Origin of the sequence: Microcoleus sp. w1-18aA5, assembly GCF_036701705.1 — a bacterium.
Classification (GTDB): domain Bacteria; phylum Cyanobacteriota; class Cyanobacteriia; order Cyanobacteriales; family Microcoleaceae; genus Microcoleus.
The window spans coordinates 77,747-91,478 of the sequence record NZ_JAUPTE010000012.1; the positions used below are offsets into that span (position 1 = coordinate 77,747).

Annotated in this window: 10 protein-coding genes and 1 tRNA gene; 8 read left to right on the forward strand and 3 right to left on the reverse strand. The window is 45.4% G+C overall.

Annotation, left to right across the window (positions count from 1 at the left end):
• The first annotated feature begins 64 nt into the window (after positions 1-64).
• From Q5691_RS06620 to Q5691_RS06645, 6 genes are all read left to right on the forward strand, one after another.
• Complete coding sequence (locus Q5691_RS06620; RefSeq protein WP_333063857.1) at positions 65-277, forward strand: DUF2839 domain-containing protein; 213 nt, start codon at positions 65-67, stop codon at positions 275-277.
• A gap of 125 nt (positions 278-402) precedes the next feature.
• A tRNA-Val gene (locus tag Q5691_RS06625) sits at positions 403-474 on the forward strand.
• A 190-nt stretch (positions 475-664) separates the two neighbouring features.
• On the forward strand, positions 665-1,030 hold the full coding sequence (locus tag Q5691_RS06630) for a hypothetical protein (protein ID WP_333307584.1): 366 nt from the start codon (positions 665-667) through the stop codon (positions 1,028-1,030).
• The gene (locus Q5691_RS06635) at positions 1,027-1,431 is read left to right on the forward strand and encodes a putative toxin-antitoxin system toxin component, PIN family (protein WP_333307581.1); all 405 of its coding nucleotides are present in this window, start codon (positions 1,027-1,029) and stop codon (positions 1,429-1,431) included. The genes Q5691_RS06630 and Q5691_RS06635 overlap by 4 nt, the downstream gene beginning before the upstream one ends.
• A 104-nt stretch (positions 1,432-1,535) precedes the next feature.
• A complete protein-coding gene (locus Q5691_RS06640) occupies positions 1,536-2,486 on the forward strand; it encodes a DNA polymerase beta superfamily protein (RefSeq protein WP_333344232.1) in 951 nt (316 codons plus the stop codon).
• Between the two features lie 45 nt (positions 2,487-2,531).
• Positions 2,532-3,293, forward strand: a complete 762-nt coding sequence (locus tag Q5691_RS06645) for a nucleotidyltransferase domain-containing protein (RefSeq protein WP_333210433.1) — start codon at positions 2,532-2,534, stop codon at positions 3,291-3,293.
• Between the two features lie 184 nt (positions 3,294-3,477).
• Here the strand turns inward: Q5691_RS06645 and Q5691_RS06650 are convergent, their stop codons facing one another.
• Both Q5691_RS06650 and cobJ read right to left on the reverse strand, forming a co-directional pair.
• The gene (locus tag Q5691_RS06650) at positions 3,478-4,263 is read right to left on the reverse strand and encodes a hypothetical protein (RefSeq protein ID WP_333210435.1); all 786 of its coding nucleotides are present in this window, start codon (positions 4,261-4,263) and stop codon (positions 3,478-3,480) included.
• 527 nt (positions 4,264-4,790) lie between these two features.
• On the reverse strand, positions 4,791-6,545 hold the full coding sequence (cobJ, locus tag Q5691_RS06655) for a precorrin-3B C(17)-methyltransferase (protein WP_333307572.1): 1,755 nt from the start codon (positions 6,543-6,545) through the stop codon (positions 4,791-4,793).
• A gap of 219 nt (positions 6,546-6,764) precedes the next feature.
• On the opposite strand from cobJ, the gene Q5691_RS06660 reads away from it, so the two are divergent.
• Entirely contained in the window at positions 6,765-10,715 is a 3,951-nt protein-coding gene (locus tag Q5691_RS06660; protein ID WP_333344233.1) for a cobaltochelatase subunit CobN, read from the forward strand.
• Between the two features lie 89 nt (positions 10,716-10,804).
• Here the strand turns inward: Q5691_RS06660 and Q5691_RS06665 are convergent, their stop codons facing one another.
• Positions 10,805-11,416, reverse strand: a complete 612-nt coding sequence (locus tag Q5691_RS06665; protein WP_333344234.1) for a COP23 domain-containing protein — start codon at positions 11,414-11,416, stop codon at positions 10,805-10,807.
• Positions 11,417-11,992: 576 nt separating this feature from the next.
• Here Q5691_RS06665 and Q5691_RS06670 point away from each other — a divergent pair.
• Entirely contained in the window at positions 11,993-13,678 is a 1,686-nt protein-coding gene (locus tag Q5691_RS06670) for an NAD-binding protein (protein ID WP_333210442.1), read from the forward strand.
• Positions 13,679-13,732: the final 54 nt, after the last annotated feature.

Consider the following 13,732-nt stretch of genomic DNA (forward strand, 5'->3'; position numbering starts at 1 on the left):
ATGACCTGTTGGCCTATAATTTGGTTAGGTATCCAGTTGAAATCTAATTTAGTAGACAAAGATTATGGGTGAAGCTAAGCGTCGCAAAGAGTCGATCGGCGACGAATACGGTAAAGAAGAGCGCATCGTTCCCTGGCTGCCAATCACGAAAACCCAAAGCGAAGATTTTGTGAAGTGGACAAGTCGCGGTAGCTGGATGGGGATTAGTCTTTTGGTGGCTTGGTGGATTGTAGTGCGGTTTGTCGGCCCCTCGGCGGGTTGGTGGCAGGTTAACTGATGCCAGACTCGACAAATGCCTGTATTCTTGGCATTGTGTCGAGTTTAAGTCGGAAACAAGCGGCTGATTTTTTAGGAAAATTTTAGTTGCGAATTTGGACTTGGTATGGTATGGTAATTATCTGCGGGCAATTAGCACAGTGGTAGCGCACTTCCTTCACACGGAAGGGGTCACAGGTTCAAATCCTGTATTGCCCATTCAAAACTTATGGCGACTCATTAGACATCTCCAAAAAATAAAATATCCTGTCGGAGTGCGATCGCGCGATCCATGTTGGAGCGTAAAGTATTCGGGGATAAAATTACAGGTTTTCAACATAAATTGTCGTCCAAATGCTTCACCCCTACAGATCTCAAACGGCGTGAGATTATTTAGAGAGGTAACTGTATGATCCAAATAATTCTGAACTCAGAACAAGAAAAGTTATTGCAACAACAGTTAGAAACAGGGAAATATACAACCCCGGATCAGGTAATTACTGATGCTTTAAAAGCTTTGTCAGAAAAACAGCATCTTAATCAACCTCGGCAAGTAGTAACGATTCTTTCAGGAAAACCTGCACAAGAGTTACTCGCAGAAAAAATTAAAATTAGCCGGAAACTTAAGAAGAGTTATCAGCCCGATCCGCACCGACAAGCTTTAGCTGAAGACTTTAGCAAATTATGTGAAGAAACCCAGGTTTTACACGCCGATCATCCTTTAACTGATGAAGAAATTGCCCAAGAAATTGCAGCTTATCGGAGTGGAGAATGAGAGTTGTTATAGATACTAATATTTTAGTATCTGCGGCAATCGCTGGAAGAAAACCAGCTTCTGTTATTAGCTGGGTTATCAATCAACCTGATTATGAATGGGTAGTTTCCGAAGAAATTTTAGCAGAGTATCAGGAGGTATTAAGTAGACGAAAACTAAAATTAACAGATGTTCAGAAAGAAAGATGGTTGAATTTGATTCAAGGTTCAACCAAACTCATTGATGTATCTATAGAAATTGATTTTCCTAGAGATCAAAAAGATGCTAAGTTTATTGCTTGTGCACTCTCTGCTCATGCTGATTTTTTAATTACAGGCGATCGCGATTTTACTGAAGTTCAGAGTTTAGAGAATACGTTAATTATTTCTGTTTCTCTTTTTGCAGAATCGATCATGAATTAGACATTGTTCAACAAAGCCAAAACAGCGATCGCCCAAAACTACCCTCTTATACTACATCTATGCTACACTAACATTGTAGCTCGTGCCCCGCAGGAGGTTTCCTCATGGCCAATGCCAATCTTCCTCAAAATTTCAACTTAATCATCCCCGCAGGAACACAAATTGTCACCAAAATCGAGGTCAAAAACCCCGCCAGCGACCAATCTTGGAAACCGGGATTAGTAGGCGTCATCGTTCAATCGCCTACGGACAATTCCCACGCATATTTAGTCAAACTCCCAGACGGAACACAAGTTAGTCTGCGGCGGCACGAACTCAGTATCCGCAAGCAGTTTCAGAGCGAAGGATTGCATTCAGGAGGAGATTTTCTTGCAGAATACAACCTCTATGATTCTGTAATTTACCGCTGCATTGTTGGTTCCAGAGCTTATGGTCTTGATAACGAGCAATCCGATACAGACAGACGCGGGATTTACCTGCCGCCTGCAATCCTTCATTGGTCGCTTTACGGCATTCCAGAACAATTGGAAAATAAGGAAAATCAGGAATGCTATTGGGAACTGCAAAAGTTTTTAGTTTTGGCACTAAAAGCTAATCCAAATGTGCTAGAATGTTTGTACACGCCTTTAGTAGAAACGGTTTCTCCTGTAGCACAAGAATTGCTCGAAATTAGGGAAATCTTTCTTTCTCAATTGGTTTATCAAACTTACAATAGCTACGTTTTGTCTCAATTTAAAAAAATGGAGCAAGACCTCCGCAATACCGGGGAAATTCGTTGGAAGCACGCGATGCACTTAATTCGCTTGTTGCTGTCAGGAATTACGGTGCTCAAGGAGGGGTTTGTACCAGTTCGCGTGCAGGATTATCGATCGCAACTTTTATCTATCCGCAACCAAGAAATATCCTGGGAGGAGGTGAATCGCTGGCGGTTGAGTTTGCACGGTGAGTTCGATCGCGCTTTTGCTGCAACTTCCTTACCAGAACGTCCTAATTACGAGAAAGCGAACCTGTTTTTGATTAAATCTCGTAAAGGTGCGATCGAAATCGGATCTTGAAATCGCTTCTTGTGAAACAAAGCCCGCCTGCATGGACTGGAATATATGACAGAATACATCTCGAATCTCGCCCAAATTATCTCCGTTCAACCTTACCCGCTGCTGTTTGCGACTGTCAGCGGTTCGCACTTATACGGCTTTCCTTCCGCAGATTCTGACTTCGACTTGCGGGGAGTACACATTTTGCCGCTACCGAAAGTAATTGGACTGATTTCTGGAGAAGAAACAATCGAAGTTTCTGAAGTTCGGGAGGGAATGCAACTCGATTTAGTAACTCACGACATTAAGAAATTTTTTGAGTTGCTGTTGAAGCGCAACGGCTACGTGTTGGAACAACTGTATTCGCCGCTAATAGTTTACAGTACAAAGGAACACGAGGAATTAAAGGATATCGCCTCGAACTGCATTACCAAGCACCACAGCCACCATTATCTCGGTTTTGCTCAAACTCAATGGAAATTGTTTGAGAAAGAACGCCCGCGTCGGGTTAAGCCGCTGCTGTACGTTTACCGGGTGTTGCTGGCTGGAATTCACTTGATGCAAACGGGGGAAGTTGAGGCGAATTTGGTGAAACTTAACGATAAATTCAAATTGTCGTATATTCCTGATTTGATCGATCGCAAGCTGGCTGGGGAGGAAAAATCTGTGCTGGAAGATACAGATATTGAATTTTATCAGCAAGAGCGCGATCGGCTAATTAATATATTAGAAGATGCAAGTTTTACAAGTCATTTGCCATCAAATCCTCATGCAAAGGTTGCTCTTAGCGATTTTCTGATAAAGGTGAGGATGTCATCTGTGAACTAACCTATTTCACCCCTAATTAGTCGTTTAGTGCAGCAAGCAACCTATATATTAGTCGTTTGGTGCGCCGCCGATCACAGAATCTCCAGTCCAGGACACATCAGTACCAAAAAAAGCGGGTTTCTTATCCTGATCAAAGGCCATAATGCAGCATTTTTGTCGTCCATCAAACCGGGTTCCAAGTAATTTACCTTGATAGGTTTCTGTTTGCGGGTTCGCTAAGGACAGGTATGCCGAGATTTTGCTCATCGGTAACTTGTGCGTTTTTTCCTGGTATGTAAATATTCCAACTTACTCCACCTAGATAGGTCTTGATATATGAAATCAAGGCGTGGATAAATACAACGATTCCCACCATTTCTAATGACTCTTCAAGGGTCACTACTATGGCGTAGGATAAATCCTGCATCCCCGTTGTAGAAGCTAGGTATCCCCCTAGCAGTTCCACCCCCATTGCTCCTCCAATATAAATAGCGGATGCTGCAACAAACAATTTTCTTGTGGCAACAGGAAGGTGGAACACAAACTTACTATAGGATAATAGAAATATCGCTACCAGAAAACCGAACGGCACAACCCAAGTAAAGTAAAGAATTCCTGTGGCATTTAGCAGGCTTCGCATCGGGTCAATCAATTTTTCGTGAAATTGAGCAGCTTCGTCTATAGATATATATAAAAATATGAATGATAAAATTTTCCAGTGATACTTGTAACGACAGCTATCCAAATTTTTCGCATAGGCAATCACACCCAGCAAGAGAGAACTAAACAGCAATGCCAAAACAGAGTAGAAGCTTGGAAGGTTCCGCTCATAATCAACGTTGAATGCCTTTGAAAAGTAGGCTGCAAACGGGGAATCCGGGAAGAAGTGCAGATTGATGTGACTTAAAGAAGATAGTACAACTAGACAGGTCACCACTCGAAGCAAAAATTGGGTTACAGCCCTAGGAGCTAAAGGGATTTGGAATTTCATGTTCTTTTAACCGTTCTCTTAAGCTTTGTTTAAGAGAATCTTATCAACAGACAAAAAAAAATCGGTCTACCCAAAGACACAGAAGACTCATCTGGGTGAAGGCCTTATTTTTGTTGTAACCGTAGGATTATCTTAGGATTAAGGAATTTAGCAGACCTCGATCGCCCTTAATTTTATGGTGGCTATATAATTTTTTTTTGTTTCCTGAGATGTAAATTAGATATCTCCAAAAAAGAAGCTGAAATCCTTACTACGGTTGAGTCGATATCTAAATTCGATCGAGATCTGCCAGAGAAACTCGGCTTCAGGAAGCCGAGATCCCTCAGTACCGAGGATGCCTGTAATCAAAGGCCATCACTCATTAATCGAGAGTGAAAACCCTGAGAGGAAATAAGAGGTCGATCGCGATCGAGTGATTCGCCGCCATTTGTTAACCTAGACTTCCCCCAGCGAGATCAAAAAATCTCCTTGTCAAAGTCAATTAGCTTTCAGTCAATTGCTGATTTCCGAAGTTTTTGCTGCTTTACTTATTTTTCGTACTTGCGCGGTGTGTAAACCCAAACATCTCCATATTTGCGGGGAATAATCCGAGTTTGACTCGAACCGACAATCACTAAAGTTCTCATGTCAGCGTCTTGCGGCTGGAATTCGCCGAGGGTGCAAACGCGCACAGATTCACCGGGCCGGCCGAGGTTTCGCCCCAATATGACGGGGGTATTAGCATCGCGACTTTGCAACAAAATCTCGATCGCCCTTCCGAGTTGCCAAATCCGCTGTTTCGAGATGGGATTGTAAAATGCCATAACTAAATCGGCAGCAGCAGCAGCCGCAATCCGCTGTTCAATGACCTCCCAAGGCTTGAGAATATCCGAAAGCGAAATCACGCAAAAATCGTGTCCGAGGGGTGCTCCGATCGCAGCAGCGGCCGCCTGCATGGCTGAAATACCCGGTGCCACCCGAATATCGATGCCTTGCCATTCGGGTTTAGCATCAAAGTCGATCGCCTCAAACACCGCTGCAGCCATCGCAAAAATACCCGGATCTCCCGACGAAACCACGGCGACAGATTTGCCGGATGCTGCTAAATCTAGGGCAAAACGCGCGCGATCGATCTCTTCGCGGTTGTCGGAATCGTGCCGCTTTTGTCCTTCTCGCAGGGTTCCGGCTAAGTCGAGATAAAATTTGTAACCCACCCAATCCGTGGCTTCGCGCAGGATTTCCTTAACTTCCGGGGACATCCAGGGCGCGCCTCCGGGGCCGGTACCGACGATCGCCAGTTTGCCGCGACTAATTCCGATCGCGCTAGCATTTATGGGTTCGGCGGCCAGGGCGATCGCGCAATTGACTGCGTTTGGGCGATCGGACTCGATTAAGTGACTGTTGGCACCGGCTGCTGTCAGGGCAATTTGTACGGCCTTATTTGCGATTAATTCAATTGAGTCTAATTCGACAAGTTCGGAGAGATTAAAAAAGCGGACGGGGACTTTAAAATATTGTGAAACTGCTTCAAGTGCCGGATTTCCCATCTCCTCTTTTAATGCAAAAAATCCCGCAACGGAAGCTGGCGCTAAACCTGATTTTTCCAAGACTTGCTGCACTAATGAAACCGCTATTTCCGGCTCAATATTCGATAGCTTTGTCAGTGCAACTGCCACAATTTGCGGATGGTAAACTAAACAATCGGGCGTTGGCACAATTGCTTTTTCGGTGACGCGGATGGTCAATTTTGCATCGGGGGTGATCGGCAAATTGCTCTCGGAAAGCCAGCCTGCAGCCCCTTCTAGGCGTACTTTTGCACCGGCGAGCAAATTTGAAATAAAAGTCTTCGCGTCCTCTGGATTCGCCAAATAATAGCCTTGGGGAGGACTCAGCAGCGCGGTGCGAAACCGGATATCTCCGGTTGTGGTAATTGCAGGTTGTACGCCGAGGGCTGCTGCAATCTCTCTGGCCAAATCATTAACGCCGTGCAAACCGCCCAGCAGGGGTACGACGGCGCTTCCGTCTTCTGCGACGGCTAAAACTGGCGGTTCGGCGCGTTTGTCTGACAGCAGCGGGGCGAGAGTGCGGATGATAATTCCAGCGGCGCAGATAGCGATAATTGGGGTTTCTGTTGCAAACAATTCCCGCAATGTTTCGCCGAAGTTGCTAAAGTTGATGTCTGTGTCGTTCGTGCGATCGATTAAACCGTAAATCTGGGAACCGGGGAAATGGGCGGAGATTTTTTTGGCGATCTGCTGGCTGTTTTGACCTAAGATAATTATTGCGGGAGGTATTCGATTCACGGTTTTAATTATGTGTGTGTTTGGAGTGGTTTGATTATTTTAATTTTTTGTTACTTCCAGAATAAATATTTGACGAACCGCGAAGGCGCGAAGGGCGCGAAGGAAGAGTAAGAAGTGAAGCAAGAAGTTTTTCTGTTTTATTAGTGGCACAGGCATTTTGTCTGTGAATCTCTGGGATTAGTTTATCATTAAAAGAAGCAAATATTTCGAGGTTGGGCTGTGAAACGCATTGTTTTAATTGCAGGGTTTGAATCTTTTAATGCTGATTTGTACCGTAAAGCTGCCGAGTTGGCTGTTTCTGGGTGTCAGGGATTGGAAGTACGGGTTTTTAGCGATCGCGCCCTCGCAGACGAACCCGACGCTGTAGCCGCCGCCCTCTCGAATGCTGATGTGTTTTTTGGGAGTTTGCTGTTTGATTACGATGCGGTAATGTGGCTGCGAGAAAGGGTGCAAAATATTCCGATTCGCCTGGTTTTTGAGTCGGCTTTGGAATTGATGAGTCTTACTCAAATTGGTGCTTTTAAAATTGGCGACAAACCGAAGGGAATGCCGAAGCCTGTTAAGTTTATTCTAGATAAGTTCAGCAATGGGCGAGAAGAAGATAAGCTGGCTGGTTATATCAGCTTTTTGAAGGTTGGGCCGAAGTTATTAAAGTATGTGCCGGTGCAAAAAGTGCAGGATTTGCGAAACTGGCTGATTATTTATGGTTACTGGAATGCGGGTGGTGCGGATAATGTTGTCTCGATGTTTTGGATTATTTCCGAAAAGTATTTGGGGCTGAAGCTTGCAGAAATTCCGCCGCCTGTGGAAACTCCCAATATGGGTTTATTGCATCCTGATTATAATGGTTATTTTGAATCGCCTCGGCAATATTTGGATTGGTATCTCGGGAATCAAAGTGCTAGGGGCGGGCAAGATGCCCGTTCTACAAAAGAGGCTAGACATCTTGATAGAAAGGCTTATAACGGGCAAGATGCCCGTTCCACAAAATTTGAGACTAATTTGTCTGAAAATTTAGACCTGGTTTTTAACGGGCAAGATGCCCGTTCCACAAAATTTGAGACCAATTGGTCTCAAAATTCATATCAAGTAAAATCCCCAGTTGTGGGCATCTTGCTTTACCGCAAGCACGTTATCACCAAGCAGCCTTATATTCCTCAATTAATTCGCTATTTTGAAGATGCAGGAATTGTGCCTTTGCCGATTTTTATCAATGGCGTTGAAGGCCATGTGGCGGTGCGGGATTGGATGACGACTGCTAATGAAACTGCGCGCCGAAAACAAGGCAATATAGAAACTCTTTCGCTGGCCAAAGATGCTGTGGAAGTTGATGCGATTGTTTCTACTATTGGCTTTCCTTTGGTTGGCGGGCCTGCTGGTTCGATGGAGGGTGGAAGGCAGGTGGAAGTTGCTAAGCGCATTTTAACTGCTAAAAATGTACCTTATTTTGTGTCCGCACCTCTGCTGATTCAGGATATCCATTCTTGGACTCGTCAGGGGATTGGGGGTTTGCAAAGTGTGGTATTGTATGCTTTGCCTGAGTTGGATGGCGCGATCGATCCTGTTCCCCTGGGCGGTTTGGTGGGTGAGGATATTTATCTGGTGCCCGATCGCGCAAAACGCCTGACAAGTAGAATTAACAATTGGGTGAAACTACGCCAAACTCCGCCCTCGGAAAGGAAAATTGCGATTATTCTCTACGGGTTTCCTCCCGGTTACGGTGCGGCGGGTACGGCTGCTTTATTAAATGTACCGAAATCCCTGTTAAATTTCCTGCACAAACTTCAAGCAGCAGGTTATAAAGTTGGAGAAATTCCGGCTGACGGGGAGGAGTTAATTCGCAGGGTGAAAGAGGCGGATGATGCTGCAACCGCAGATACAGGCGGATTAACGGGGATGAACGCAGATGGGAGGGGAGGGTTTGGCCATACTGTTAATGTTAAAACTCTGGAGAAGTGGCTGGGGTATTTGTCAATAAGTCGTATTGAAAAACAGTGGAAATCTTTGACTGGTACTGGGATTAAGACTGACGGCGATGAGTTCCAAATCGGTGGCATTCAACTGGGGAATGTTTGGATAGGTTTGCAGCCGCCGCTGGGAATTTCGGGCGATCCGATGCGCTTAATGTTCGATCGCGATTTGACGCCTCACCCTCAATATGCTGCTTTTTACAAGTGGCTGCAAAATGATTTGCAAGCTGATGCTTTGGTTCACTTCGGAATGCACGGCACTGTTGAATGGTTGCCGGGATCTCCTCTGGGAAATACTGGCTATTCTTGGTCGGATATTTTGTTGGGAAGTTTGCCGAATCTTTATATCTATGCCGCCAACAATCCCTCGGAATCGATGTTAGCAAAACGGCGCGGTTACGGTGTTTTAATTTCTCACAACGTGCCACCTTACGGCCGCGCTGGCTTGTACAAGGAATTGATGGATTTGCGAGATTTGATTGCGGAATATCGGGAAGATACGGCAAAGAATTATGTGCTGAAAGAGGCTATTTGTAAGAAAGTTTTAGATAGCGGTTTGGAGGCTGATTGTCCGTTTGATGAGGCTCGAAAGTTGGGGATAGCTTTTAGTTTTGAAAATGTGGGAATGTTCAGTGCTGATGCTTTTAACCGCTATTTGGTGAAGCTTTATGAGTATTTACAGGTGGTGGAATCTCGCTTATTTTCATCGGGTTTGCACGTTCTCGGAGAACCGCCTAATTCTGAGGAAATGACCTCTTATCTTGAGGCTTATTTTGGGGATAGGTTATCACAGGAACAGGTGCAAGAACTGGTTTTTGAAGAAAATGAACCGCAGAGGCGCAGAGGGCGCAGAGAGGAAGAGAAAGAGGGGTGGGATGGGGTTTTTGAGGAGGGTTTGTTAGTTAGAGATTTGTTGTTGCAAACGACGGATGAGTTGACTAATCTTTTGCGGGGTTTGAATGGGGAATATATTCTGCCTGCACCGGGCGGGGATTTGTTGCGGGATGGGGCTGGGGTGTTGCCAACTGGCAGGAATATTCACGCTTTAGATCCTTATCGGATGCCTTCTCCGGCGGCTTATGAAAGGGGGCGCGAAATTGCTCGGAAAATTATTGAGAAGCACGTTGAGGAACAGGGGAATTATCCTGAGACTGTGGCGGTAATGTTGTGGGGTTTGGATGCGATTAAAACGCGGGGCGAATCTATTGGAATTCTGCTAGAATTGGTGGGGGCTGAACCTCTTAAAGAAGGTACTGGCCGCATTGTTCGCTATGAATTAAAACCGTTAGCTGATGTCGGTCATCCCCGGATTGATGTGTTGGGAAATCTTTCGGGGATTTTCCGAGATAGCTTTGTGAATATTATTGAATTGTTGGATGATTTGTTCGTGCGGGCGGCGGATGCTGATGAACCGGAATCGGAGAATTTTATTCGCAAACACGCTTTAATTTTGCAGGCAAAAGGTGTGCAGAATTATTCGGCAAGGTTGTTTTCTAATCCGGCTGGGGATTTTGGTTCTTTGGTTAACGATAGGGTTGTTGATGGTAGTTGGGAATCGGGGGATGAGTTGGGGAAAACTTGGGAAAGTCGCAATGTTTTTAGTTACGGGAGGAAGGATAAGGGGGAAGCGAGGCCGGAGGTTTTGACTCAGTTGTTGCAAGGGTGCGATCGCATAATTCAAGAAATTGATTCTGTTGAATACGGTTTGACTGATATTCAAGAGTATTATGCGAATACTGGCGGTTTGAAGAAAGCCGCAGAAAAGCAGCGCGGTAAAAAGGTTAACACGAGTTTTGTAGAAAGTTTTTCTCAGGATACAACTCCGCGCAATTTAGAAGATTTGCTGCGCTTGGAATATCGAACTAAGTTGCTAAATCCTAAGTGGGCTAACGCGATGGTTAATCAAGGTTCGGGCGGCGCTTATGAAATTTCGCAGCGGATGACGGCGTTAATTGGTTGGGGCGGAACGGCTGATTTTACTGATAGTTGGGTTTACGATCAGGCGGCTGATACTTATGCTTTGGATGAAGAGATGGCGAAGAAGTTGCGGGAGGCAAATCCTGAAGCTTTTCGCAATATTGTCGGCAGAATGTTGGAGGCTAACGGGCGAGGTTTTTGGCTGCCGGATGCGGATAAGTTGCAGCAGTTGCGCGAGTTGTACGAGTTAACAGATGAGAAAATTGAAGGGGTGACAGTGTAGTGTTTTTAATATAAATAGTTAGGGGCGGGCTAGAAGCCCACCCCACAATAGTTTCAAAAATTTTTAGGTGCAAGTTAGGGGCGCGACTATTAAATACCTCGATCGCCCTGCGGTTTTGCTACAGGAACTGACGGTTTGTTGTTTGGAGAATTAAAAGCTCGATCGACCATATCTCCAAAGGGAACAAACTGCGGTGCAGACGATTGAGTTCCTGTTCTGAAAGTTGTCACGGGCCCGCTGCCGTCTTGGGCAAAATTAATCAATCTCGTTAAAGCATCACCGGGATTTTTAGCATTGCGTTTGTCTAGGGTGAACAGCAGATTTTGAGAGTTGCAGCGCCCCCGTCCGTTCACATAACAAACTACGGGCAAGTTATTAACAATTCCTGTTGTTAACTGCAAGTTGCTCAATCTTCCGCCATTCTGGGCAACAGCTTTGGTCAATCTATTGGAAACAATTTGACAGCGCTGCCAAGGTGTATATTCGCGGCCGAACTCGGTAGATTTCCACAGAATCATTGGATCTGTTGTGACATTTCCCCGCCGCGCAATTGTGACAAAATTACGACCGGAAGTAACGCACTGAAATGTTGTTCTAGTGTTATTCCAGTTGCTCGTTGGAGCAGCTTGTACTTGGCTGGCAAAGGCGACAGTACCGGCGAACACTAAAGCGGATGCTAATAAGGGTGCAGTCAATTTCATAATAACTCCTGCCGCTAAGGCAGTTAAATTTATGTAGGAAGTCATAGTTGTAGGAACAGGGCAGTATCTATTGGTGTCAATTTAAGACTGAAAACCTTATGTATCTCTTGTTTATACCCGACGAGTCTCGATCCCCCTAAATCCCCCTTAATAAGGGGGACTTTGAGAAGCCTCCTGTCCCCCCCTTATTAAGGGGGGTTAGGGGGGATCTAGACTCCGATACAAACAAGAGAGACGGTCGGTTTGACGTTAAGTTGTGACTAATAGCCAGTGTGCTGTCCCTACCTATTCAAATTCTGCTGGTTGGCTGTCGCACCCGGATATTTTTCAAATATTAAATCAGGTTAGTTGCATCTCATGTCTGTAGGTACATGGCAGTGTGGTGTCTTTATTTCAACGCTTGGGAAGGTGGCTTTAGGAACACGGCACAGCTTTTGCTTTGTTTCCAACACTTCGAGACTGTGGCACAAGTATCATAGATAGTGTTTTTAGCTACATTCTGTAAAGCCAGGACAGTCAACAATGGTAAGTAAAACTACAAGGACAGCTCCGAAATTGGCTGGCAAATAACTTTTTATGAAACCTCGAATCATTGTTTGCGGGTTGGGGCACACGGGACACAAGATTTTTTGTTTGTTGAGACAGCAAGGAGCGATTGTGGTTGGTATTAGCGATCGCCCAATTCGCGGCGAAACTTCTGATGTGGTTGTCGGCAATTTGCAAGCAGCTTCTACCTTGTTGGCTGCAGGCATTCAAAACGCTCACACTTTAGTAATTGCAGGAGACGATGATGCTGTAAATTTGGCAATTTTGATGCAAGCGAGGATTCTCAATCCTCAGATTCGCATCATCAACAGATTGTTCAATACTAGCTTGGGCGACAGAATTGACCACACTTTGCCCGATCACACTTCCATGAGCGTTTCATCGTTGGCGGCTCCGGTTTTTGCCTTTGCGGCTCTCGGAAATCAGGCGATCGGGCAGTTGCGTTTGTTCGATCGCACTTGGGCGATTCACGAAGAATATATCGATGAAACACATCCTTGGAAAAATCGCAAACTGAGCGATTTGTGGGACGATCGATCGCGAATGTTGATTTATTATCTGCCGGCTGCTAACAAAACTGATTTAGTATCGGCGGTGCTTGCCGATCGGCAGTGTCAGCAGGGCGATCGGCTAATTGTTGCCACTCAGCCGACTATCCGCAGCACCCAAAAAACTTTAGCTCAAAAACTGCTCAAAACATTAACTAAGCTGCACAGATTTCAGCAGCACAGCCAAGCAGCGGTAATTGTGGTACTGGCACTGCTGGCCATGATTGCCGTTGCTACTGCCACCTATATTTGTGTTGACGAGCATATCTCAATTGTCGATTCTCTCTATTTTTCAGTAGGGATGATTACCGGAGCAGGAGGCCATGAAAAAGTAGCCGAACAAGCTCCCGAAAGCATTAAACTATTTACAATTGTCATGATGTTAGTTGGAGCCGGCATCATCGGCCTCTGCTACGCACTGCTCAACGATTATGTATTGGGAACTCGCTTTACCGAATATTGGGATGTGGCGCGAGTTCCGCAGCGCCATCATTACATTATCTGCGGACTCGGAGGAATTGGCATCCAAATTGCTAAAGAACTGCACACTAACGGTTACGATATTGTGGCGATCGAGCAAGATCCAAACTGCCGGTTTCTGAACACGGCTCGCTCAATGAAAATTCCGGTCATTCAGGGAAGTGCTAGTTTGCCCGCAACTTTGGAAGCTGCTAATGTTAAGCAAGCGGCAGCACTTTTAGCGGTAACTAGCAGCGATATGTCTAATGTCGAAATTGCCTTGAGCGCTAAAGGATTGGCACCAAAACTATCAGTTATTGTCCGCAACCAAGATCCACATTTTGCTTTAATGGTGCAGCAAGTTTTTGAGTTTGAAGGAGTTTTGAACCCGACGGAATTGGCGGCTCCTGCTTTCGCGGCGGCGGCGATTGGAGGCAGAATTTTGGGCAACGGAATGACTGCTGATAGTCTATGGGTTTGCTTGGCCACATTGATTACGCCAAACCATCCTTTCTGTGGCCACCGTATTCAAGATGCTGCTAAGTCTGCGGATTTTGTGCCTCTGTATGCCGAAACTAAGGGTCAAACTATTCACGGCTGGGATTTGCTGAATTGTTGTCTGAGTGCGGGGGATGTTTTGTATTTGACGATGCCTGCGAATCGGTTGGAGCAACTGTGGAGAACGACCTCTGAACTAATTAAAACTTAATGGTTTGACGCGGGAATTTATATTGCCGATCGCTCAATTGCAACTACAAACCTG